This window comes from Shimia sagamensis, from assembly GCF_900182745.1.
Classification (GTDB): Bacteria; Pseudomonadota; Alphaproteobacteria; order Rhodobacterales; family Rhodobacteraceae; genus Shimia; species Shimia sagamensis.
Genome location: NZ_FXTY01000001.1, coordinates 348,490 through 370,180 on the forward strand (window position 1 = coordinate 348,490; position 21,691 = coordinate 370,180).

Annotated in this window: 21 protein-coding genes; 13 read left to right on the forward strand and 8 right to left on the reverse strand. The window is 57.9% G+C overall.

Annotated features, from left to right (window positions below; translation table 11 throughout):
• Positions 1–155 precede the first annotated feature (155 nt).
• From leuC to QOL67_RS01595, 4 genes are all read left to right on the forward strand, one after another.
• A complete protein-coding gene (leuC, locus tag QOL67_RS01580) occupies positions 156–1,562 on the forward strand; it encodes a 3-isopropylmalate dehydratase large subunit (protein ID WP_283424184.1) in 1,407 nt (468 codons plus the stop codon).
• Positions 1,562–2,167, forward strand: coding sequence for a 3-isopropylmalate dehydratase small subunit (leuD, locus tag QOL67_RS01585; RefSeq protein ID WP_283424185.1), 606 nt, complete (start codon positions 1,562–1,564; stop codon positions 2,165–2,167). The genes leuC and leuD overlap by 1 nt, the downstream gene beginning before the upstream one ends.
• A gap of 76 nt (positions 2,168–2,243) precedes the next feature.
• A complete protein-coding gene (locus tag QOL67_RS01590) occupies positions 2,244–2,561 on the forward strand; it encodes a DUF6966 domain-containing protein (protein ID WP_283424186.1) in 318 nt (105 codons plus the stop codon).
• A 44-nt stretch (positions 2,562–2,605) separates the two neighbouring features.
• Positions 2,606–3,142, forward strand: a complete 537-nt coding sequence (locus tag QOL67_RS01595; protein WP_283424187.1) for a GNAT family N-acetyltransferase — start codon at positions 2,606–2,608, stop codon at positions 3,140–3,142.
• A gap of 123 nt (positions 3,143–3,265) precedes the next feature.
• On the opposite strand, the gene QOL67_RS01600 is transcribed toward QOL67_RS01595, so the two are convergent.
• Positions 3,266–4,480: a TsoY family (seleno)protein gene (locus QOL67_RS01600; protein ID WP_283424188.1), complete on the reverse strand. Its 1,215-nt coding sequence runs from the start codon at positions 4,478–4,480 to the stop codon at positions 3,266–3,268.
• The gene (locus QOL67_RS01605) at positions 4,464–4,793 is read right to left on the reverse strand and encodes a hypothetical protein (RefSeq protein WP_283424189.1); all 330 of its coding nucleotides are present in this window, start codon (positions 4,791–4,793) and stop codon (positions 4,464–4,466) included. Before QOL67_RS01605 ends, QOL67_RS01600 begins: the two co-directional genes overlap by 17 nt.
• Before the next feature lie 119 nt (positions 4,794–4,912).
• Between QOL67_RS01605 and QOL67_RS01610 the strand changes: the two genes are divergently transcribed.
• Together QOL67_RS01610 and QOL67_RS01615 are read left to right on the forward strand one after the other, a co-directional pair.
• Positions 4,913–5,758: a hypothetical protein gene (locus QOL67_RS01610; RefSeq protein WP_283424190.1), complete on the forward strand. Its 846-nt coding sequence runs from the start codon at positions 4,913–4,915 to the stop codon at positions 5,756–5,758.
• A gap of 92 nt (positions 5,759–5,850) precedes the next feature.
• Positions 5,851–6,771, forward strand: coding sequence for an endonuclease/exonuclease/phosphatase family protein (locus QOL67_RS01615; RefSeq protein ID WP_283424758.1), 921 nt, complete (start codon positions 5,851–5,853; stop codon positions 6,769–6,771).
• Here QOL67_RS01615 and QOL67_RS01620 read toward each other — a convergent pair.
• Positions 6,741–7,637: a Rossmann-fold NAD(P)-binding domain-containing protein gene (locus QOL67_RS01620; protein WP_283424191.1), complete on the reverse strand. Its 897-nt coding sequence runs from the start codon at positions 7,635–7,637 to the stop codon at positions 6,741–6,743. The two genes, QOL67_RS01615 and QOL67_RS01620, sit on opposite strands and share 31 nt — an antisense overlap.
• 97 nt (positions 7,638–7,734) lie before the next feature.
• Here QOL67_RS01620 and QOL67_RS01625 point away from each other — a divergent pair, with 97 nt between their 5' ends.
• The 4 genes from QOL67_RS01625 to QOL67_RS01640 all read left to right on the forward strand — a co-directional run bounded on the left by QOL67_RS01625 (position 7,735) and on the right by QOL67_RS01640 (position 11,572).
• Positions 7,735–8,631, forward strand: a complete 897-nt coding sequence (locus tag QOL67_RS01625; RefSeq protein WP_283424192.1) for a LysR family transcriptional regulator — start codon at positions 7,735–7,737, stop codon at positions 8,629–8,631.
• 58 nt (positions 8,632–8,689) lie between these two features.
• Positions 8,690–9,793, forward strand: a complete 1,104-nt coding sequence (leuB, locus tag QOL67_RS01630) for a 3-isopropylmalate dehydrogenase (protein ID WP_283424193.1) — start codon at positions 8,690–8,692, stop codon at positions 9,791–9,793.
• A gap of 126 nt (positions 9,794–9,919) precedes the next feature.
• Complete coding sequence (locus QOL67_RS01635) at positions 9,920–10,558, forward strand: PEBP family protein (protein WP_283424194.1); 639 nt, start codon at positions 9,920–9,922, stop codon at positions 10,556–10,558.
• Positions 10,559–10,678: 120 nt separating this feature from the next.
• The gene (locus QOL67_RS01640) at positions 10,679–11,572 is read left to right on the forward strand and encodes a DUF2167 domain-containing protein (RefSeq protein ID WP_283424195.1); all 894 of its coding nucleotides are present in this window, start codon (positions 10,679–10,681) and stop codon (positions 11,570–11,572) included.
• 22 nt (positions 11,573–11,594) lie between these two features.
• Here the strand turns inward: QOL67_RS01640 and QOL67_RS01645 are convergent, their stop codons facing one another.
• The 5 genes from QOL67_RS01645 to QOL67_RS01665 all read right to left on the reverse strand — a co-directional run bounded on the left by QOL67_RS01645 (position 11,595) and on the right by QOL67_RS01665 (position 17,174).
• Complete coding sequence (locus QOL67_RS01645; RefSeq protein WP_283424196.1) at positions 11,595–12,257, reverse strand: ABC-type transport auxiliary lipoprotein family protein; 663 nt, start codon at positions 12,255–12,257, stop codon at positions 11,595–11,597.
• Positions 12,254–14,368 carry an MlaD family protein gene (locus QOL67_RS01650; RefSeq protein ID WP_283424197.1) on the reverse strand — a complete coding sequence of 705 codons (2,115 nt, stop codon included), beginning with the start codon at positions 14,366–14,368 and terminating at the stop codon, positions 12,254–12,256. Before QOL67_RS01650 ends, QOL67_RS01645 begins: the two co-directional genes overlap by 4 nt.
• A 3-nt stretch (positions 14,369–14,371) precedes the next feature.
• Positions 14,372–15,166, reverse strand: coding sequence for an ABC transporter ATP-binding protein (locus QOL67_RS01655; protein WP_283424198.1), 795 nt, complete (start codon positions 15,164–15,166; stop codon positions 14,372–14,374).
• A gap of 2 nt (positions 15,167–15,168) precedes the next feature.
• The gene (locus tag QOL67_RS01660) at positions 15,169–16,299 is read right to left on the reverse strand and encodes an MlaE family ABC transporter permease (RefSeq protein WP_283424199.1); all 1,131 of its coding nucleotides are present in this window, start codon (positions 16,297–16,299) and stop codon (positions 15,169–15,171) included.
• 86 nt (positions 16,300–16,385) lie between these two features.
• Positions 16,386–17,174, reverse strand: a complete 789-nt coding sequence (locus tag QOL67_RS01665; protein WP_283424200.1) for a PaaX family transcriptional regulator C-terminal domain-containing protein — start codon at positions 17,172–17,174, stop codon at positions 16,386–16,388.
• Between the two features lie 135 nt (positions 17,175–17,309).
• Between QOL67_RS01665 and QOL67_RS01670 the strand changes: the two genes are divergently transcribed.
• The 3 genes from QOL67_RS01670 to QOL67_RS01680 are packed head-to-tail and all read left to right on the forward strand — an operon-like array spanning position 17,310 to position 21,690.
• Positions 17,310–18,929: an acyl-CoA carboxylase subunit beta gene (locus QOL67_RS01670; RefSeq protein ID WP_283424201.1), complete on the forward strand. Its 1,620-nt coding sequence runs from the start codon at positions 17,310–17,312 to the stop codon at positions 18,927–18,929.
• 2 nt (positions 18,930–18,931) lie between these two features.
• On the forward strand, positions 18,932–20,893 hold the full coding sequence (locus tag QOL67_RS01675; RefSeq protein ID WP_283424202.1) for an acetyl/propionyl/methylcrotonyl-CoA carboxylase subunit alpha: 1,962 nt from the start codon (positions 18,932–18,934) through the stop codon (positions 20,891–20,893).
• Positions 20,890–21,690 (forward strand): TIGR03084 family metal-binding protein, encoded by an 801-nt coding sequence (locus QOL67_RS01680; protein WP_283424203.1) that lies wholly within the window; start codon positions 20,890–20,892, stop codon positions 21,688–21,690. The genes QOL67_RS01675 and QOL67_RS01680 overlap by 4 nt, the downstream gene beginning before the upstream one ends.
• The last annotated feature ends 1 nt before the right edge of the window (position 21,691 follow it).

Below are 21,691 nucleotides of genomic sequence, written 5' to 3' on the forward strand. Positions count from 1 at the left end.
ACGCATCTATGATATTGCTGACCACGCCTTTTTGCCTTGGCGCTTCTTTGGTCAGAGCAAATCCATCATCGCCGCGCTATGAGCTTTTGGCGCAGCTTCGCTGTGCCCGTTAGTCAGCCATAACTTCAGCTATCCAAACAGAATGGAGAGGACCTATGTCCCCCAAAACGCTCTATGATAAGATCTGGGATGCCCATGTTGCGCATGAAGCCGACGATGGCACCTGCCTTTTGTACATCGACCGTCACCTTGTACACGAAGTGACCAGCCCGCAGGCCTTTGAAGGGCTGCGCATGACTGGTCGCAAAGTACGCGCGCCGGAGAAAACCATCGCAGTGCCGGATCACAACGTGCCAACCACCGAAGGCCGGGATGATCCGTCCCAGATGACCGAGGAAAGCCGCATTCAGGTGGCTGCACTGGACACCAACGCCCGCGAGTTTGGCGTGCATTACTATCCGGTGTCTGACGTGCGTCAGGGCATCGTGCATATTGTTGGTCCAGAGCAGGGCTGGACCTTGCCCGGCATGACCGTGGTCTGTGGTGACAGCCACACGGCGACGCATGGCGCATTTGGGTCTTTGGCCCACGGCATTGGCACCTCTGAGGTCGAGCACGTACTTGCCACGCAGACGCTGATCCAGAAGAAATCCAAAAACATGAAAGTGGAGATCACTGGCAAATTGAAGCCGGGCGTGACCGCCAAAGACATCACCCTGGCGGTGATTGGTGAAACCGGCACTGGTGGTGGCACTGGGTATGTCATCGAGTATTGTGGCGAAGCGATCCGCGATCTGTCGATGGAAGGCCGCATGACCGTCTGTAACATGGCCATCGAAGGCGGCGCGCGCGCTGGTCTGATTGCACCGGATGAAACCACGTTCAACTACGTCAAAGGCCGCCCACACGCGCCAAAGGCGGGTGCATTTGAGCAGGCCCTGGAGTACTGGAAAACACTCTTCACCGACGAAGGTGCGCATTTCGACAAGGTTGTCACGCTGAAAGGCGAAGACATTCAGCCGGTTGTCACATGGGGCACCTCGCCCGAGGATGTGCTGCCAATCACCGGAGTTGTGCCAAACCCGGAAGATTTTGAAGGCGGCAAGATTGAAGCGGCCCGTCGTTCCATCGAATACATGGGTCTGACGCCAGGTCAGAAACTGACCGACATCGAGATCGACACCGTGTTCATCGGCTCCTGCACCAACGGCCGGATCGAAGACTTCCGCGCTGTGGCTGAGGTTGTCAAAGGCAAGAAGATCAAAGACGGCATGCGGGCAATGATTGTACCGGGCTCTGGCCTTGTACGGGCGCAAGCCGAAGAAGAAGGTCTGGCGGACATCTTCCGCGAGGCGGGCTTTGAATGGCGTCTGGCTGGCTGCTCCATGTGTCTGGCGATGAACCCTGATCAGTTGAGCGAAGGGGAGCGTTGCGCCGCAACGTCCAACCGCAACTTCGAAGGCCGTCAGGGCTATAAGGGACGCACACACCTTGTGTCCCCTGCCATGGCTGCCGCCGCTGCCCTCACCGGCAAGCTGACTGATATTCGGGAGATGATGTAATGGAAAAGTTTGAAAAACTGCAGGGTATCGCAGCACCCATGCCGCTGGTGAATATCGACACCGACATGATCATCCCGAAGGTGCACCTAAAATCGATCAAGCGCACCGGGTTTGGCAAAAACCTGTTTGATGAGATGCGGTTTAACCGCGACGGCACCGAAATTGCAGATTTTGTGCTGAACAAGCCGCAATATCGCAGTGCGGAAATTCTCGTGGCCGGTGACAACTTTGGCTGTGGCTCGTCGCGTGAGCACGCGCCTTGGGCGATTGCGGATTTTGGCATCAAATGTGTGATCTCAACATCCTTTGCGGACATCTTCTTCAACAACTGCTTCAAGAACGGCATCTTGCCAATTGTCTTGCCGCAGGAGCAGGTCGACCTGTTGATGAAAGACGCAGAAAAAGGCGCCAACGCGCGTATGACTGTGGATCTGGAAGCCCAGGAAATCACTTCGTCCGATGGGGATGTGGTGAAGTTTGACGTGGATGCATTCAAAAAGCACTGCTTGTTGAACGGTCTGGATGACATTGGCCTGACCATGGAGAAAGCAGCTTCCATCGACGCCTATGAAGCCAAAGCGGGTGCCGCGCGTCCGTGGGTGTAATCTGCTCGGCCTTTGATTGACATAGCTCCGCACAACCGTTCAAGTTGTGCGGGGTTTTCTTTTTGGATTGATGTGCATGTTTAAAGACTTGTTCAGACGGAAAAGCCGGGTTGAACGTATCCACGACGAACTAAAGGTGTTGATCGGGCTAATAGAGAGTTCCGAAGGGCGGGAGTTTTGGGCCAGCCAATTGCGCAGTCTGAAGAAGGTCACAAACGAAACCCAGCTGTGTCATGGCATCCAGACAATGTACGGCGGCATGGGGTCATTCAATGACATCGTGTTTCACAAATTGAATGGAGATACGGGCACCGAAGAGGAGCTCAACCTTTTGAATGAACGTTTTTGTCACCACAAGAGTCGCCTATATGGCTTTACCCAAAAACACACGTGAGGATGGAAGAAACAACGGCGACCATCGGTCCCCTCGATTGGTTTATGGATACCTCCATTGAAACCGAACGCCTTCTGCTCCGCCCCTGTCGGAAGGAAGACGCAGACGCGCTCACCACCTTGATGACACCGGAGATCAGCCAGTCGGTGGCCGTTTGGCCGACCCCGCTTTTGAAACAAGACACTCAAGAGATCCTCCGCAACAACATCGAAGCCATGCAGCAGGACGCGGTGTTTGCCACCGTGGTGATGTGCAAAGACAGCGGTGACATCATCGGCTGGTGCAAGCTCGACATTGCCGATGATCAAGCTGAACTGGGCTATTGGATTGGCGCAGCCTTTCAGCGCAAAGGTTATGCAATTGAGCTGTCGCGGGGCGCGATTGCGTTTGCCTTTGACCAGCTGGGCGTGACGTCGGTGCGTGCCGGTGCGCAGGTTGGCAATACAGCATCCTTGGCGTTGCTGGCAAAGCTCGGGATGACACGAGACGGCGTGGAAGCAATTTGGGCCCCTGCCCGACAGAGGTTCGAGGACTGCGCGTTCTGGCATCTGAGCCGAGACGATTGGCGTCGGCTTCAGTAGGCAACCTCCGAAGTCTTCGCAGCGACCGAGCCGAGGGGCGAAAGCGAAGCGCCCGCCCCGTGGGGGCGGTTCGGACGCTCGCCAAAGCGTCGCTTTGGCGTCTTATCGCAATCTACATCCACATCACTCCGCAGGTACTGCCACCTGACGATCCGTGCCGCCCATATGCTTGGCGTTGAGCTTCAGCACCAGCCAGATCATCGTGACTTGCAGCGCGATCGCCACGGCGGAAATCAGCAGATAGGCCAGCGAGAACTTATCGACCAAGCCGCTCGCCACCAGCCCTTTGTTGAGCCAGAAGTGCAACATCACCGACAGCGCCACGCCGGGGCAGACCAGCGCATAGGAGCCAGCAGACTTTTCCGGTCCGGTCACAAATTTGGACACATAGCCAAAGCGACGCAGCACGGTCAGGCCAAGCGCAAACACAGCCAACTGCACCATCAGCAAGGTGGTCAACATCGACAGGGTTTCGCCAGCACCACCATGCACGTCAAAATGCACATGTAACCCGTGGTTCTGGCGCATCCAGGCAATTGTGATCACCGTGATCAGCGGCACGATGATCAGCAGTGTGGGCGCGCTTTCGGCGTTGGCACCGTTTTCCATCATCGACCGCAAGCCTAGGATCACGTTGGCAACCGCCAACAGGATCGCAACCACGATGAAGAAACTCGACAGGATGAAGGACAGGCCTGCGATCATGGCTGACCCGCTCATCGCGGACGGCGCTGCGAGGCCAACACCCACCATGGCAAAGGCAAACGCCGGAAGCACCTGCGCAAAACTGTTGTTTTTGGCGCAGTTAAAGCCGCCGTTGATCAACACGCGACCAAAGAAGTCCCGCATGATCATCAAGCCATAGCCGCCGATCAGCACAAAGGCGATCATCGCCAGCGGGAACAGATATTCGACGACGTTCCACAATCCCGGAACAAACACCAAACCCACAATGAAACCGCCGTTCACAACCATCGCCAAGGCGAGCGGGATGGCCATCAATTGTGTTTCCGCATTGGAGGTGCGCAGCGCCGCATAGGCGTCGGTTGTTTTGAAGGCAGCGACACCGCGCAAGTTCCAGATCAACGATTTGATCATTAGGAAGGCAAGCCCGGCGATGCCAACCATGGCCGCCACAATGGCAGCCTTGAGCGGTACGGCGCCACTGGCAAACGCCCCCATTATGTCTTCAAAAATGGGCACGGGGCGGCCCGGATGCGGCACCCAGAACATCAGAAACATAAAGAAGGTGACCATCAGGCCACCGGCACCAAGTGTGGCGAGAAAGTAGAGGGGAGAGTATGGCGGGCGCATCTGCGCCTCAGAGGGGGATGACATGACATTTCCTTTCATATTCTAATTTCAGCATATGATGAAAATTTGGGGCCGCATTGACATAAATCAATACACATTCCTCTTTTGGAATGTTTTGAGAACCAAATAAGGCGGAAATGTGGCGCAGCTGGGTGCACAGAGCCTCTCCCGCTGGAGGCGCCTTGTTGTCACCCCAAACACCACCACCAGATTTAGTACAGCCCTGAAAAATTGTGCTTTTTCCAGAGACCCAATTGATGCATTCGCGCACCAGTCCCCCCCGCTCACTTGGATATCTTGGACAATTTCCAAACAAAACCTTGAGGCCCGCCGACATCCGATGCCACAATAAGGCATAAATGAGGCACCTCGTCGCAAAGACGGGATCAAGTTGGAACAAGATCGCACGGCCAAAGAGCCACAAAACGCGACATCCGGTTTGAAGGGACACGAGCTGTGATAGGCAGAATCATTGGCGCGGCAACGCGCGCGGGACTGGTGGCATTGCTGTTTGCCTTGCCAGCCATCATCTTGCCATCGGTGAGCGAAGACGTGGTGCATATTGTGCTGCTGTTTGCGATCTTCTCCTCGTTGCTGGTGTTCATCGAATATGTGACCACCGCGCCGTCTTTCATCGAATTCCGCCACGCCCCGCCGTTCAACCGGCTGCGGTTCCTGGCAATTTTCTTCACTGTCTTTGCGCTCTCTGTGATTGCGCGCGGCGAAGTGGCACCCAATGCCTTCACCGCTTTTCTGCATGCGCTTGGCATCATTGTGGGTGACGCGATTGATTTCCCCTACTCCCCTGTGCGCCTGATGGTGATCATGCTGCCAGAGGACGCCACACGGGAATTGATCACCGAGGTGCGGACGGCGTCTGGCCTCAGCTATTTGATCTCGCTGATGACGCTGGCGGTGTTCTACTTCTTTGTGCGCGTGCTGGAATGGCCCGCACGCAATGGGGCGTTTAACGTCTGGATCAACCTGCCGCTGTTTGACCCGACCGCGGGCGGCGATGTGCTGCCACGGCTGCAGCGGGATGGCCGTCTTAACATTGCGTTAGGATTTCTTATGCCATTCTTAATCCCGGCGATCATTCAGATGATGTCGGACCTGATTGATCCGATCTACTTAAGCGATCCGATGACAATGATTTGGACCATCAGCGCATGGGCATTCATTCCCGCCAGCATGATCATGCGCGGCATCGCCATGACCCGCGTGGCCACCATGATCGACGAAAACCGCCGTCGCGCCTATGCCGCGTCACGCGGCGCACATCCGGTGTCCTCAGCCGCCTGATCGGCCTTCTTTTCTTTGTGACATGCGCCCATGCGGAAACCATCCGCGTGGCGACTTATGATGTGGAGCTGTCCCGCAAGGGGCCGGGGTTGATGCTGCGCGACATCACGCGAGATGATCCGCAGGTTGTGGCGATCACGCAGGTGGTGACCCACCTCAGGCCAGACGTGCTGTTTCTGCAAGGTGTGGACTATGACGCCGATTTGCTAGGAGCCAAGGCGCTGCGCGATCAGTTTGGGAAAGGCGGCTTGTACTATCCGCATGTCTTTGCACTGCCTCCCAACACCGGCATTCCCACTGGCTTGGACATGAACGGCGACGGACGGCTACACACGCCTGCAGATGCGCAAGGCTATGGCAAGTTTCGCGGGGCAAGCGGCATGGTGGTGCTGTCACGCTGGCCGTTTGGGGATGCGCGGGATTTCAGTACGCTGCTGTGGCGCGAGTTGCCCGAGGCCACGCTGCCCGAAGTGAATGGGCAACCGTTCCCCTCCGAGGAGGCGCAAGACATTCAGCGCCTGTCGTCCAAAGGCCATTGGGTATTGCCGGTTCAGCATCCAGTCAAGCTGGTGACGCTATTTCTATTTGCTGCGGGACCTCCGGTATTTGACGGACCAGAGGATCAGAACGGGCTCCGCAATGCCGACGAAATCCGGCTGTGGACTCATCTAATGAACGGTAAACTTGGCCCCATGCCCGAGCCGCCGTTTGTCTTGATGGGCGGGGCGAACCTTGATCCAGAAAAAGGCGAAGGGCAACACGCGGCCATTCAGGCGCTGCTCAACGATCCACGTCTACAAGACCCGTTGGCACAAGCTGGCCCAACTGTGGATTGGCGCGAGCCGACGCCGGGAGATCTGCGGGTCGATTATGTCTTGCCCGGCATCGATCTGAAGGTGACCGACGCCGGGGAATTTTGGCCCAAACCCGATGAACCGGCCTATGAGCTGCTGGCAAAAAAAGACATCAAAGCCAGCCGCCATCATATGGTTTGGGTCGACATCGATTTTTGAGGCACAGCTGTCTCTGGCAGCGCAGAGGCCAACGCCTTGTGTAGCTCCGTGGCTGCAAACTCCGGCAACAGCTCCTTAAACCGTGCGCCGTCCAAGCGATGGGGGGTGTTCCACAGGTAGCGCATCTCCAGCAGATGTGGCGCCAGTTTCCACACTGGTGAAGCCAGCTGAATAGCCCACCACGCCATGGATTTGACCTTCAGCGACTGCCCCAAAACCTGCTCCAGCGCCTGAGTTAACGCATTCCCGGTCAAGGTGTACCCCGGAAACGGCACATCCTCGAACCGGTTCAGCTGGTCGCGCTTTTCCGCCAACATCACGGCCGCACGACACAAATCTGGCAGGTACGCCCAAGCATGATCCACATCCCGCTTGCCGGGGTAGGTCAGCACGCCACGGCCAATCTTCGGCGTCATGATCATGTCAAACCAATTGCCTGAGGCTTCAGTGTCGATGAAATCTCCGGCGCGCAGAATGATCGTGCGCACCTCACTAAAGCGATAGGCCCGCTCCATCTCTCGCCGGATTTGGCCCAGAGGGTTTTGCGCTTGATGCGGTGTGGTCACGCCCCAAGGGCTTGGAGTGCCTTTGCCAAAAACATAGACATTGCCGGGAACAATCACTGTCGCATCAACCAACCTTGCCGCGGCGATCACCTCGTCATGCAATCTCGGCACTTGGGTGGCCCAATCAAAATACTGTGGGTTCCAGGCGTTCACGATCACCTGCACCCCGTGCACGGCCTCTCGCAGTTTATCTCTGCTGCGATCAAAGCGGCGCACGTTCCAACCTGCCTTGGCAAAAGCCTGCGCGGCGTTGCGTCCAAACCGGCCATTTGCGCCAAGTATCAAAACGGTGTCTGCCATGGTCTGTCTCCTGCTGTCTGGCGTCCTGAAACAAACATGCGGCATACGCCTGCAGATAGGTATTGGCGAAATTCGCAGCCGTGCTATTCATAAATGAATGGAAAAGACCCTCTCAAACCTCGACTGGTCATTGATCCAGTCCTTCCTGGCTGTGGCCCAAACTGGCTCCCTGTCAGGCGCCGCGCGGCAGCTCAACGCCTCTCAACCCACATTGGGCCGCCACATCAAAACCCTGGAAGACACGCTGAAGGTCGAAGTATTTCATCGGCACGCCCGCGGCTTTGAATTGACGGACACCGGCCAAGCCTTGTTGGCCCCTGCCCAACGCATGGCGGCCGCAATGGCCGATCTGTCGCTGGCTGCAGCGGGCGGGGAAACCGACCTTGCCGGCACCGTGCGCATCGCCACCTCTGTCTTCATGGCACATCACGTGATGCCCGACATCCTTGCCGACCTGCGTCAACAGGAACCGCAAATCCAGATTGAGCTGGTGCCGTCTGATGACTCCCAAAACCTTCTGTTTCGCGAAGCCGACATTGCTGTGCGCATGTACCGGCCTGAGCAGCTCGACATGATCACCAAACATCTGGGTGACATCGAACTGGGCATGTTTGCCGCCGAGAGCTACATCGCTCGCAAAGGCCGTCCCACGGGAGCCGAGGATCTGCCGCACCACGACATTGTCGGCTATGACGCCAATGACGACATCATCCGCGAAATGCGCCGCATGGGTATCCCTGCCAATCGGGACTGGTTTGCGGTGCGCTGTGACCATCAAACCACCTATTGGGAATTGGTGCGCGCAGGCTGTGGCTTGGGGTTTTGTCAGAGCCACATTGCCCGCCAAACTCTGGGAATCGAAGAGATCCCGCTTGGCTTTCCACTGCCACTTCTGCCGGTTTGGCTCACCGCCCATGAAAGCCTGCGCCACACCCCGCGCATTTCCCGCGTTTGGAGCCTGCTTGAGAGCGCATTAAAGCCCTTTGTTTCTTGATCTTTCACACGTCACTCGGTAACCCGTAGCGAACCTATTTGATCAAGGACGCATCCCAATGAGCACCCCTTCGCTTCTCATCCTCGCTGGCGACGGCATCGGCCCCGAAGTCATGACCGAAGTTCAGCGCATTATTGGCTGGTTTGGTGACAAACGTGGCCTGAAATTTGACGTGAGCGAAGACCTTGTTGGCGGCGCAGCGTATGACAAACACGGCGTGCCGCTGCATGACGACACCATGGCGAAAGCGCAAGAAGTGGACGCGGTTCTGCTTGGTGCTGTGGGTGGCCCTAAATACGACGATCTCGACTTCTCCGTGAAGCCAGAGCGCGGCCTGCTGCGCCTGCGCAAAGAGATGGATCTGTTTGCCAACCTGCGCCCGGCACAGTGTTTTGACGCGCTGGCAGATTTTTCCTCGCTGAAAACCGACATCGTTGCTGGCCTGGACATCATGATCGTGCGCGAGCTGACCTCCGGCGTCTATTTCGGTGAGCCGCGCGGTATCTTTGAAGAAGGCAACGAACGGGTTGGCATCAACACCCAGCGCTACACCGAATCCGAGATCGAGCGTGGCGCACGTGCGGCGTTTGAACTGGCTATGAAGCGCGACAAGCGTCTGTGCTCCATGGAAAAAGCCAACGTGATGGAAAGCGGCATTCTGTGGCGCGACGTTGTGACCGAAGTCTCCAAAGACTACCCAGAGGTCGAGCTGTCCCATATGTATGCCGACAACGGCGCGATGCAGCTGGTGCGCGCACCTAAGCAGTTTGACGTGATCTACACCGACAACCTGTTTGGCGACATTCTCTCAGATTGTGCGGCGATGCTAACCGGTTCGCTGGGCATGCTGCCCTCCGCCTCCCTTGGTGCGCCAATGGATAACGGCCGTCCAAAAGCCATGTATGAGCCCGTACATGGCTCCGCACCAGACATCACAGGTCAGGCCAAAGCCAACCCATGTGCCTGTGTGCTCTCCTTCGCTATGGCCCTGCGTTACTCCTTTGATCAAGGTGCAGAAGCCGACCGACTGGAAGCGGCTGTGGAGAAAGTTCTCGCCGATGGTGTGCGCACCGCGGACCTGATGCAAGCGGATGGTGGCACCCCGGTGTCCACCTCTGAGATGGGCGACGCCCTGCTGGCCGCTCTGGACGCCAGCCTGTAAGCACAGGCGTTATCTGCGAAAAAACAAAAGGCGTCCTTTGGGGCGCCTTTACCTTATTGGCAATTTGTTTTCCGACAGAATGTGCAACCTGCTACGTTTTATCATAAGTGGTTTATGAGGACGGTTATGAAGCATCTGATTGGGGGCGCCCTGACGCTTGTATTAAGCACTGCAGCCTCCGCAGAAACGTTCAAGGCCGATGTCTGGGCGGACAACTGGTTTGCGCTATACGCCAATCGGTCGTTGGTGGCGGAGGACCGGATTTCCATCAACACAGAACGTTCGTTTAATGCCGAAAGCTTCACCTTCCAGGCCGAACGTCCCTTTATGTTGGCGCTGATTGCCAAGGATTTCAAAGAGAACGATACCGGCTTGGAATACATCGGCACCAACAAACAACAGATGGGGGATGGCGGTGTGATCCTGCAGGTCAAGGATGCAGCCGGAAACATTGTGGCTGTGTCAGACAAGGACTGGCGCTGCAAAGTCATCCATGAAGCCCCACTCAACAAATCTTGCGCCAAAGAACGCACCCCTCGTGTTGGCGAAGGCCCTTGTGGATTTGAGGCAAGTGAACCACCACGCGGTTGGACAGCAGAATACTTCGACGATTCCGATTGGCCCCGCGCCACGGAATACAAAAAGCGTCAGGTCCGTCCCAAAGATGGCTACGACAAAGTCGATTGGCACCGCAAAGCGGAGTTCATCTGGGGACCGGATCTGGAAACCAACAACACGCTGATTTGTCGACTGATTGTGAACTGATCACTCCTTTGCCTGGCCCCCGCGCCCGCCTTATTGGGGTGCCGCCCGCGTCAGTGCTATTTATGGTTGATTTATTGCTTTAGCCTGATATCCAAAATTGAACTGGATTAAGGCATTGCTATGAAACGTATACTTTCGGCTATTGTGCTGAGTTGTCTGGCCCACACGGGCCTGGCGAAACCCTTTGAAACGGTTTTTCCCGATGTTGAGTTTCAGGACAAATCCGACCCAATTTTCGCAATTTTATCCTCCATGGATTACCAACAGGGGCGGATCGACCTGCCCGGCGGACAGGCCTATCTGGATGTGCCAGACGACTACTATTATCTGTCCCCAGCCGACACGAACACGGTTTTGGTGGATCTTTGGGGCAACCCCAACGGCGACAGCCTAGGCATGATTTTCCCCGTCAGCTACACGCCACTGGACGAAAACGCCTGGGGCGCAATTTTGAGCTGGGATGATATCGGTTATGTGTCTGACAAAGACGCCGCCACCATCGATTATGACGACCTGCTGCGCTCCATGCAGAAAGACACTTTGGCAGAAAACGAGTGGCGGGTGTCCAACGGCTACGAGAAAATCACTCTGGAGGGCTGGGCCGAGGCGCCCAAATACGACGTCGCTGTGCGCAAACTACACTGGGCGCAAGAACTGGCCTTTGACGGCGCGCCGGTGAATACGCTCAACTACAATCTGCGTGCGCTTGGCCGAAAAGGGGTGTTGCAGCTGAATTTTGTGGCCGGCATGTATCAGTTGGAAGAGGTCAAGACAGCCTTGCCTTCTGTGGCCAAGATGACCGCATTTCAGGAAGGCGCCCGCTATGCTGATTTTGACCCCTCCATCGATCAAGTGGCCGCCATTGGCATTGGTGGATTGATCGCTGGCAAGGTGGCCGCCAAAACCGGCCTAATTGCCGTGGCATTGATCTTTCTGAAAAAGTTCTGGTTTTTTGCCCTGCTCCCAATTGCTTGGTTGCGCAGCTGGGTCGCAAAGCGCAAGACCGGAGCCTGACAGAGCCCGCGCCAAAGCCTTGTTAGCGCAGGGCGGGACGCGGATTGCGTTGGCCGTGGCTGTAGATTGTTTTCACGCTCCACTCCACTGCACGGCGCATGGTTTTGCCCAAGGCATCATCAAATGCCACCACCACGTCGCTCATCTCATCACTTGGCGACATCACGACCTTTTCAAAGGACTTGGAGCCAATAATGTGGTCGTCGTAGGCATCCACAATCTTGAGATTCATGCGCACGTGTATTTCCAGCGCACCACTTTCGGTCTCCACCGCTGGCAGGCGCGCTTGAAACTCCCGCAGATCTGACACAATCAGGAAATCCGGGCGCAACGCCACAGACGAGCGGCCCACAGCGGCCACCTTGCCGCTGTTTTCAAAGCTCTCGATCAGCAATGTCTGCACAATCACCGGTGCGCGGTCGACCCAGCGGGCCACCGGCAGATACTCAAACTGATAGGGCGTTGGCTGCACCGCAATCTGGTCCGTGTCCACAGCGGCATGGGCAGTCGGCTCTTCGATCACAAGCTGATGACTGAGCCGGGGAAGCCCAGCGGAAAACGTGCTTTTGGGCGTCAATGTGTAGAGGTCCGTTGGCGCTGCGGCCCGGTTCAGTGTGCCCAGACTGCTGCATCCAGAAAGCACCACTGCGCCAATCAGCAATCCTGCCCATCTACATTGTGTCATCGGCTAAACTCCGATCCTTGCGTGCCCAGAAGAAACCGTGCCGGGTCGCGTTTGATGCGTGCCACCAACCGGTCCAGATTGCCGACCAGATAGCGGGATTCTTCTATGAATTTCACAGTTTGCGGCAAACCTAGCCGCAAGAACTCAGACACCTGTCGCTCGTTGCGTTGCACAATACCGTCCACTGTACCCAACAGATTGGAAGCCGACTTGGACGCCGCAAGCACCTCATCTGCTGCCTTGTTGATGTCATCCGACACGCCGGTGACAGTGCCTGAGACGGCCGCAACAGCGCCGCTGATATCCGTCATGATCTGATCCACATCTTCGTCCAAAATGCGGTTCACGCCGCTGAAAGTGTCGCCTGCCGTATCTAGTGTGGCGTCTGCGGTTTCCATCGCCTGATAGATCGCTTCCAGCGTGCGGTTGGAGCGCTCAAACGTGTCGATTGCGGTCACCAAGGCCTCGCTGGCCTGTGGCGACAGCGTTGCCATTTGCCCGGTTGCATCCACGGCCAGCGTGTCGATGCTGGCGATCATCGTGTTGGCTGCCTGCGCGGCCTCAGAGATGTTTTCCACCACTTCCGGCAGGCGTTCATCCACGGTCACGTGAATGGCGTCTAATGCGCTGCGTGCACTGGCGGCAGCCTCGCGGGCATCCTCTACCATGTCTGTTGCGCCGCCGCGTACCAGCGTGTTCACCGCATCCGCTGTGTCATCCAGCGACCGCAGCATTTCATCAGACAGCTCCAACGCCTCGTTGAAATTCGCCAACGTGCCACGCGCCTCAACCAACCGCGCCGTCGCGGTTTCCAGCATCACGGTGCCTTGGTCCGTGATCTCCTGCACACCAGTTTCAATTGCCACCAGAGTTTCATTGGTTTGATCAATCAGCGGCGAGACCTTGGTGGTGGCCAAATCCCGCACCGTGGTCAGGGCTGCTGTCGCCTCATCCGCAAGCGGTTGCAGGTCCGTGTTCATAACGGTGGTGGCCGTATCCGAGGCCACCCGCACCGAATTGAGCGTGTCGGTCGCCGCATTTGTGGCCGTTTCAAAAGCGGAAATCGCGGTTTGGGTCTGCTCCACACGCGCCTGCACGCTGGTGCCCACTTCTTCATATCGTGTCATCAGGCTGGAGGCATCGGTGCCAACTTGGGCGATCTGAGTTTCCATCACGGCAGCCGTGTCCTGCACCTGCTGCACCAAGGCAGGCAAGCGCTCATCAATCAACGCCTGCGCTGATTGCATCGCGGAAATCGCAGAAGGCTCCAAAACCGCAACCACATTTTCCAAGGCTGCCGCCGCATCCGCGCCACGTTGGATGAAATCTTTGAGGTCCTCTTTCATCAGGCCATCAGCAGTGGCAAAGGCGCTTTCAGCATTTTCCAATGTGCCTTTGGTGCGGTCTGCCGCCTCCTTGATGGAGCCCAGCGCGCCCGTCGCCTCCACGAGTGTTTCCTCCGCCGTATCAGACAACGTCTCCAGCCGTGTGGTAAACGCCGCAATTTCCCGCGCCGCGCTGCCGACATCTTCAGACAGCTCTTCAAATTCCGCCAGCGTGCGATCCAGCCGTCCAGACGCACTTGCCAGATTGGCCAACAACTCATTCACCGCAGCGGTGTTTTCCTCGCTGACCACACTTTGCAAGTTTTCCAGCAGGCCAATCGCCTTTTCCATCAACTGCGGGGCGCCTTCGACCACCGATTGTAGGGCACTCTTCTCGGTGATGATTTCACCATATTGTGGCAAAGCAGCCGCGTCGATTGTGCCTCCTGACAGCGCCACAATGCTCACGCCCGTGACCCCCTGCCCCTGCAGTTTCGCAATCGTGTCGGTTTTTACCGGCGTGTCTGCCCCAACCTCGATGCGCACCCGCACCAGCGAAGGGTTCTCGTCATCCAGTTCCAGCATCACAACTTGGCCCACCGGCAGGCCATTGTAGCGCACGCTGCCCGCCATCCCGAGGCCGCCAACGTTCTCAAACAGCACGTCGTAGTAGGCGTATTGCTTTTCCAGATCGATCTTCGCGAGCCAGAGCACAAACAGGAACGAGCCAATCAGGCCGACCAGCGCGAACACCCCAATCAGGAGGTAGTTTGCCCGTGTCTCCATGCCCTATGCGCCCCCAATACCTTTGACCTGCGCCGCCCGCGCACGTGGGCCGGTGAAATACTCCTGCACCCACGGATGATCGACATCTGTCATTGTTTCTATTGGACCTTCTACCAGAACACGCTTCTCGGCAAGCACCGCAATGCGATCACAAATCGCATAAAGGCTGTCCAAATCATGCGTGACCATAAAGACCGTGATACCCAGACTGCGCTGTAACTCGCCAATCAGATCATCATAAGCCGCCGCGCCCACCGGATCGAGGCCCGCTGTGGGCTCGTCCAGAAACACAATCTGCGGGTCGAGCGCGAGGGCGCGGGCCAAGGCTGCGCGTTTGCGCATCCCGCCGGACAGCTCACTGGGCAGCTTGTCACAGGCCAGTTGCGGCAGGCCGACAAGGCTGATCTTGAGCGCGCCCAGCTCTTTCATCAGATTGGTCGACAGCTTCAGATGCTCGCGCATCGGCGCCATCACGTTTTGCAAAACCGTGAGCGAGGAAAACAGCGCGCCGTCCTGAAAGGCCACGCCCCAGCGGGTCTCCACCTTGCGCCGCTCTTCCTCCGGTGCGGTCAGCACATTGGTGCCCAGCACTTCAATGGTGCCCGCCGCCGGTTTGTTCAATCCAACAATGGTGCGCAGCAGCACCGACTTGCCGGTGCCCGAGCCGCCAACAATACCCAGCACTTCGCCGCGCCAGACATTCAAGTCCAGATTGTCATGCACCACCTGCGGCCCAAACTGATTGCGCAACCCGCGCACTTTGATGATGGCGTCACGCTGTGGGGTATCATCTTTCATGCTCACACCCCCAACTGCGCGAAAAAGATCGAGAAAAGCGCATCCAGCGCGATCACAAGAAAGATACCCTGCACCACGCTAGAGGTGGTGCGCTTGCCCACACTGGTGGAGCTGCCCTGAACTTGGAAAGCCTGCCAACAGGCGACCACCCCAATCACCAGCGCAAAGAACGGTGCTTTCACCATGCCGACCAGCAGGTGTTTCACAGCAATGTTGTCATGTAGACGCGTGACAAACATGCCGGGGTTCACATCCAAGCTGACCCAGCTCATCAACGCACCGCCAAACAGGCCAAACAGATTGGCCACAAATCCCAATAGCGGCAGCATGATCAATAACGCCAGCACGCGCGGCACCACCAGCACCCGCACAGGATCAAGGCCAAGCGTCTGCATCGCATCTATTTCCTGCTGCACCTTCATTGATCCAACCGAGGCGGTGAAAGCCGACCCCGAACGACCGGCCACAATGATGGCGGTCAACAAAATGCCCAGCTCGCGCAGCACCGAAATACCAATCAGCTCAACCACAAAGACCTCGGCGCCAAACTGCTGCAATTGGCTTGCGCCTTGAAAGCCCAACACAACACCAATCAAGAACCCCATAAGGGCAATGATTGGCACCGCGTTAAACCCCACGTCTTGCATATGCGTGACCAAACTGGCCCAGCGAACTTTATGTGGTCGCACAATTATATCCGCCAAACCGACAAGGGTTTGGCCCAGAAAACTCACCAGCGATAGCGCGTCCTGCCAGCCAAACACCAGGTTGCGCCCAATGTTGGCCACCCACTCCAAGCGTCCGTGTTCGGGCAGGTCCTGAGGTGTCACTTCTGGCGTGGCCGTTGTGACGGTTTCAAGTAGCGCCAAGTGATCAACCGCACCCGCAATCTGCACCTCTGCGCCGCCTTGCTGCAACCGCCTGCGCAGTTGCGACACTAGCCACGCGCCGCCGGTGTCAAAGGCCGGCACGTCCGTCAGATCAATTTGCACGTGCTTTTCAGCGGGCGCGGCTTGCGCAAACGCCGCTTCGATATCGGCCAAATAGGCTGTCAGCAAAGCACCGGACACGTGCACCACTGCACGCCCGTCCTGGGGCTCGACCCGGAGGTCAGGCGCGCCCAAAACGGTCATGCGATACGCACCCCGCCATCCCTCAAGTCCGTCAAAAACCGGATCATCCTGCCCAATTTTGTTGCCTCAACCCATTTTATAGAAGCCTAGCCCAGCCCCACTTGCCGCTCAAGCTCTGCCACATCGGGCCGCCCCAACCGCGTCAATGCCTGCATCACCAGCCGTTGCGCCCTTGCGCCCGACCAATCAGATGGCAACACCGCGTCTTGCACTTCGCCATGGCGCAACCGCAACCGCCGCCAGTGATGCAAAATCACCAAACGCAATGCCGCTCGATCCAGAATCCCCTCGGGTGTGGTATGGGCCAGCACGTACTCTACCGCCGTCGACAAAGCGTTGTATTCTGCTGACATCTCATCGGGAATCAATGCGGCCACCGCCCATTTCGGCAAGCGCTCCGGTGCAAAGCGGCTGAGCAATACGTCTTCGTTGGACCGCACCGATCCTGCCACCAAAGCGCTGCGTGCAGACAAGGACACCGCCTGCGCTGGCAGCGTTTCAAGAAATTCCGCCGCGGTCAAACTTGGCCCGCCAACCGCCAGCCAGACAACCTCTGTGGCCTCTGCGAACCCATAAATTTGCGCCCGCACCGCCTCAGTTTCATCCCAACCTTTTGGGGTCAGTTTATGCGCAGACAAACGCCCGCGTTTTTCCGAAATGATCCAGCCATCACGGCGCAACCGGTGTACCGCAACCCGCAGCGCCTGATTGTTGATGCCCAGCCGACCAACCAAAGCGTCCAGCACCGGCCCAGACAGCCAGGCCTCTTCGCTCTGAAGCAGGTCCCCCAAAATGGTGACCACAACCGACCAGACCTTAAGCGGGCCACAACCGGAAACGACATTGATATCTTCTTGCAGATCAACAGTTTGCATGGTGCCAATCTTACGCCTCTCTGGCTGCAACGACAAGCATAGGCCGCAGCGTCACATTCACACTCTCTTGATGCGCTTACCCCTCCGGCCCACAGTGGTCGCATCCATCGGGACCGCTCAGGAGGAGGAGCCCCCATGTCTTTTGAGACACAGATCACGCCCAACGCGCCTGCGTTTGGGGAAAACCGAGACGCCATGTTGAACGCTGTTGCGGAGCTGCGCACGCTCGAAAATCGCACGGCCGAGAAATCCGAACAACGCCGCGAGCGTTTTGCAGCGCGTGGACAAATCACGCCACGTGAACGGCTTGCTCAACTGCTCGATCCAGGCCTGCCTTTCTTGCGACTGCATAGCCTTGCTGGATACTTGCAAGACAGCGACGATCCCGAAAAATCCCTGCCGGGCAGCACTTTCCTGATGGGGATTGGCTTTGTGTCTGGTGTGCGCAGCATGATTCTGGTGGATGACAGCGGTATCAACGCCGGGGCCCTCTCCCCCATGTCTTTGCAAGCGATGTTATCGGCCCAAGACATCGCCCTGCGCCAGAAGCTGCCCTTTGTGCATCTGGTGGAAAGCGCCGGTGCCAACCTAATGAATTACCGCGTGGAAGACTGGGCCTTGGGTGGCGGTGTGTTCCGCAATCTTGCCCGCCTGTCTGCGGCGGGCCTGCCCACGATTGCGGTTTTGCACGGCCCCTCCACCGCAGGTGGGGCCTATATGCCCGGCCTGTCAGACTACGTGATTGGCGTGAAGAAAAACGGCATGGCGGCACTCGCAGGTGCCGCGCTGGTGCATGCCGCGACTGGCGAGGTGGCGAAAGATGCCGACCTTGGCGGCACAGAGATGCACGCGACCACCTCCGGTCTGGTGGAATACCTCGCCGAAGACGACGGGCACGCCATCGCACTGGCCCGACGCGTGATGGCGCGTCTGGATTGGAACCGCGACATGGTCCAGCCTCCTGCGCGCAGCTTTGACGAACCGCGCTTTGACGTAGAGGAAATCGCCGGCGTGGTGCCCGCCGACTGGTCCACGCCTTATGATGCGCGCGAACTGGTTGCCCGGCTTGTGGACAGCTCCGATTTTGACGAATTTAAGCTGGATTTTGGCCCCGCCACACTCTGCATTCAGGCACAAATCCACGGCCACACCGTCGGCATTCTCGCCAACAACGGCCCAATCGATCCCGCTGGAGCCAACAAAGCGACCCATTTCATTCAGGCCTGTGATCAGGCGGGAACCCCGCTTGTCTTCCTCAACAACACCACCGGCTACATGGTGGGCACGGCGTATGAACAGGCCGGGATGATCAAACACGGCTCCAAGATGATCCAAGCCGTGTCCAACGCCCGCGTACCCAAGATCACGCTCTACTGTGGGGCCAGTTTTGGCGCGGGCAACTACGGTATGTGCGGCATCGCGTATCAGCCGGATTTCCTGTTTGCCTGGCCGACCTCCCGCTCTGGCGTGATGGGGGGCGCACAGGCTGCGAAAACCATGAGCCATGTCGCCCGCGCTGGCGCTGCCCGCAAAGGTGTCGAGGTCGATGAGGCCCGTATGGCCAAACAGGAAGCCGCCATCCAAGGGCTGTTTGACGCGCAATCCTCGCCGTTTTTCACCTCAGGAAAAATACTCGACCACGGCGTGATCGATCCGCGCGACAGCCGCAAAGTGATTGCTTTCTGCCTCGGCACGGTGGCCGAGGCGCGACGTCGCGACCTCAACCCCAACAGTTTTGGCGTGGCGAGGATGTGAGCATGAGAACATTTGACACACTGCTGATTGCCAACCGTGGCGAAATTGCCTGCCGCATCATCCGCACCGCCCGAGACCTCGGGCTGCGTACTGTCGCGGTGTACTCAAAGGCCGACGCACGCGCGCTGCACGTGTCCATGGCAGATGAGGCACATCACATCGGCGCGTCACAAGCGGCCGAAAGCTACCTCAACATCGACGCGATCCTAGCAGCCGCCAAAGCCTCCGGCGCGGGAGCGATCCATCCCGGCTATGGCTTTTTGTCCGAAAACGCGACCTTCGCCCGCGCAGTTGCGGAGGCTGGCCTCACCTTTATTGGCCCATCACCTGGATCCATCGAGATCATGGGCGACAAGGCCATCGCCAAAGCCCATATGCTGGCAGCGGGTGTGCCTTGTGTGCCCGGCTATCAAGGCGCGGACCGTTCTGATGCGACGCTAATGTCTCACGCGCAGGACATCGGTGTGCCACTTATGGTTAAGGCGGCGGCTGGCGGTGGCGGCAAAGGGATGCGGCTGGTCACCACGCTAGACGATCTGCCAGAGGCGCTCACCTTGGCACGCTCAGAGGCCAGCGCAGCTTTTGGCAACGACACCTTGATCCTTGAGCGCGCGGTGCAAAACGCCCGCCACATCGAAATTCAGGTCTTTGCGGATCATGCGGGCAATACCATTGCTTTGGGCGAACGGGATTGCTCTGTGCAGCGCCGCCATCAGAAGGTGATCGAAGAAGCCCCCGCGCCCGGCATGGGGCAAACCATACGCAAGCGTATGGAAAAGGCCGCCATCGCCGTAGCAAAATCGGTAGGCTACGTTGGCGCAGGCACGGTTGAGTTCTTGCTCGATCAAAACGGCAAGGATTTCTATTTCCTTGAGATGAACACCCGGCTTCAGGTTGAGCATCCGGTCACCGAAATGGTCACCGGTCTGGACCTCGTGGCGCTGCAACTCGCCGTCGCCCAAGGCAAGCCCCTTCCCCTGTCTCAAGAGGACGTAACGCTTCAAGGCCACGCCATTGAAGTCCGACTTTATGCGGAAGACCCCACCAGTGGCTTTCTGCCGTCTATTGGAAAAATCCATCAATTTGAGATAGATAACGCTATCCGCGTGGACCGTGGCGTGCAAAGCGGAGACGCGGTCTCTCCCTTTTATGACCCCATGCTGGCCAAGCTCGTTGCTTATGGGGACACCCGCGATGCGGCGTTGCGCAAGTTGATCCAGGCGCTCGACAACACCGCGATCTTGGGTGTGACCACCAACCTACCCTTCCTGCGTGGTCTACTGGATCACCCAGAGGTGAAAGCCGGCACCGCCAGCACCACATTTCTAGATAACACCTACCCCAATGGGCCATCCAAACCCGCGCTCACGTCCAAAACAATCGCCCTTGCGACCGCGCAATTGCTGCGCAGCGAAAGTCAAACCGCACAGCGACAAAGCTTGCTATCAGACACATCCCTGTTGGGGTTTTCCAGCGACGGTGGCTTGCCCATCCCGCTGGACCTCTCAATTGACGGGGACACGCACAACCTCACCGCCACTGGTGTTGGCACGGATCACATCACGGTCGCTGGCGCTGGCGATGGCTGGTCCCACACGATCTCGACCGATCTCCGCATCGATGGACTGCGCACCCAAGCGCACCATACAGCCGATGACACCGGTGGCCTCTACTTGCAAACCGCAGGTCACCATCTGCACGTCACCCGAGCGCAGCCCTGGGACACAACCGATGCCGCCTCAACCGGCGCTCTAACCGCGCCGATGCCGGGCCTGCTGGTCGCGCTTAATATCTCGGCAGGCGACAGCGTCACAAAGGGTGATACGCTCGCCGTGCTCGAAGCCATGAAAATGCAACACCAATTGAGCGCGCCCGCTGATGGCATTGTCGTCGACCTTCACGCCGAAGCAGGCCAGCAGCTGACCAAAGGTGCACTGATCCTGACTATGGAAGACCCATCATGACCCTCACCCAAGCTGACGATTTTCTGACCGAGTCCGAAGTCCTGTATGACGCCTTGTCTGGATTGTCGGATGCGGACCTGCGTGCCAAAACTCAGTTCAAAGGCTGGACCATCGAAGACGTGGTGGTGCATCTGCATTTCTGGAACACCGGCGCGGACCTTTCCGCCAGCGATGTGACCACGTTCAAGAACCGCATGGGTGCCGCACTGGCATCCCTGAAAAAAACTGGATCCTTGCGCGGCTTCGAAGATCAAACCGTTGTACAACGTGGAACAGAACTGCGTGATCTCTGGATCCATACGGCCCGCGACATCGCCGCACGCTGGCGCGACAAAGACCCAAAAACCCGCCTGCCATGGGTTGGCCCATCCATGTCCGCGCGATCCTCCATGACAGCCCGGCAAATGGAGACCTGGGCACATGGGTTTGAAGTCTTCGACACGCTTGGCAAAAGTCGGGCTGAGAGCGACCGGGTCAAAAACATTGTGGTGCTGGGCATAAACACCTTTGGCTGGTCACATCAGGTGCACGGCCTGCCGGTACCAGAAGCGATGCCCAAACTCGCGCTGACATCCCCCTCAGGTGAGTTGTGGGCGTTTGGCGAAGACGACAACTGCGCCATCACCGGGTCCGCGTTGGATTTCGCCGCAGTGGTCACACAAACCCGCGCTCTGAGTGACACCAGCCTCGTGGTCCACGGCGCGGCTGCACAAACCTGGATGGCCAACGCCCAATGTTTTGCTGGCCCAGCCGAAACACCACCCGCTCCGGGCAGCCGCCACAAGCTGGAGTGCTGAA

Coding starts and splice junctions, on each gene's coding strand:
- QOL67_RS01635 (WP_283424194.1), top strand. CDS start 9,920: ATGAAGCATCTGATTGGGGGCGCCCTGACGCTTGTATTAAGCACTGCA.
- QOL67_RS01680 (WP_283424203.1), top strand. CDS start 20,890: ATGACCCTCACCCAAGCTGACGATTTTCTGACCGAGTCCGAAGTCCTG.
- QOL67_RS01605 (WP_283424189.1), bottom strand. CDS start 4,793: ATGTCGGCGGGCCTCAAGGTTTTGTTTGGAAATTGTCCAAGATATCCA.
- QOL67_RS01620 (WP_283424191.1), bottom strand. CDS start 7,637: ATGGCAGACACCGTTTTGATACTTGGCGCAAATGGCCGGTTTGGACGC.
- QOL67_RS01645 (WP_283424196.1), bottom strand. CDS start 12,257: ATGACACAATGTAGATGGGCAGGATTGCTGATTGGCGCAGTGGTGCTT.
- QOL67_RS01615 (WP_283424758.1), top strand. CDS start 5,851: ATGCTGCGCGACATCACGCGAGATGATCCGCAGGTTGTGGCGATCACG.
- QOL67_RS01650 (WP_283424197.1), bottom strand. CDS start 14,368: ATGGAGACACGGGCAAACTACCTCCTGATTGGGGTGTTCGCGCTGGTC.
- QOL67_RS01655 (WP_283424198.1), bottom strand. CDS start 15,166: ATGAAAGATGATACCCCACAGCGTGACGCCATCATCAAAGTGCGCGGG.
- QOL67_RS01660 (WP_283424199.1), bottom strand. CDS start 16,299: ATGACCGTTTTGGGCGCGCCTGACCTCCGGGTCGAGCCCCAGGACGGG.
- QOL67_RS01675 (WP_283424202.1), top strand. CDS start 18,932: ATGAGAACATTTGACACACTGCTGATTGCCAACCGTGGCGAAATTGCC.
- QOL67_RS01590 (WP_283424186.1), top strand. CDS start 2,244: ATGTTTAAAGACTTGTTCAGACGGAAAAGCCGGGTTGAACGTATCCAC.
- QOL67_RS01665 (WP_283424200.1), bottom strand. CDS start 17,174: ATGCAAACTGTTGATCTGCAAGAAGATATCAATGTCGTTTCCGGTTGT.
- leuB (WP_283424193.1), top strand. CDS start 8,690: ATGAGCACCCCTTCGCTTCTCATCCTCGCTGGCGACGGCATCGGCCCC.
- QOL67_RS01670 (WP_283424201.1), top strand. CDS start 17,310: ATGTCTTTTGAGACACAGATCACGCCCAACGCGCCTGCGTTTGGGGAA.
- QOL67_RS01640 (WP_283424195.1), top strand. CDS start 10,679: ATGAAACGTATACTTTCGGCTATTGTGCTGAGTTGTCTGGCCCACACG.
- QOL67_RS01600 (WP_283424188.1), bottom strand. CDS start 4,480: ATGTCATCCCCCTCTGAGGCGCAGATGCGCCCGCCATACTCTCCCCTC.
- leuD (WP_283424185.1), top strand. CDS start 1,562: ATGGAAAAGTTTGAAAAACTGCAGGGTATCGCAGCACCCATGCCGCTG.
- leuC (WP_283424184.1), top strand. CDS start 156: ATGTCCCCCAAAACGCTCTATGATAAGATCTGGGATGCCCATGTTGCG.
- QOL67_RS01595 (WP_283424187.1), top strand. CDS start 2,606: ATGGATACCTCCATTGAAACCGAACGCCTTCTGCTCCGCCCCTGTCGG.
- QOL67_RS01625 (WP_283424192.1), top strand. CDS start 7,735: ATGGAAAAGACCCTCTCAAACCTCGACTGGTCATTGATCCAGTCCTTC.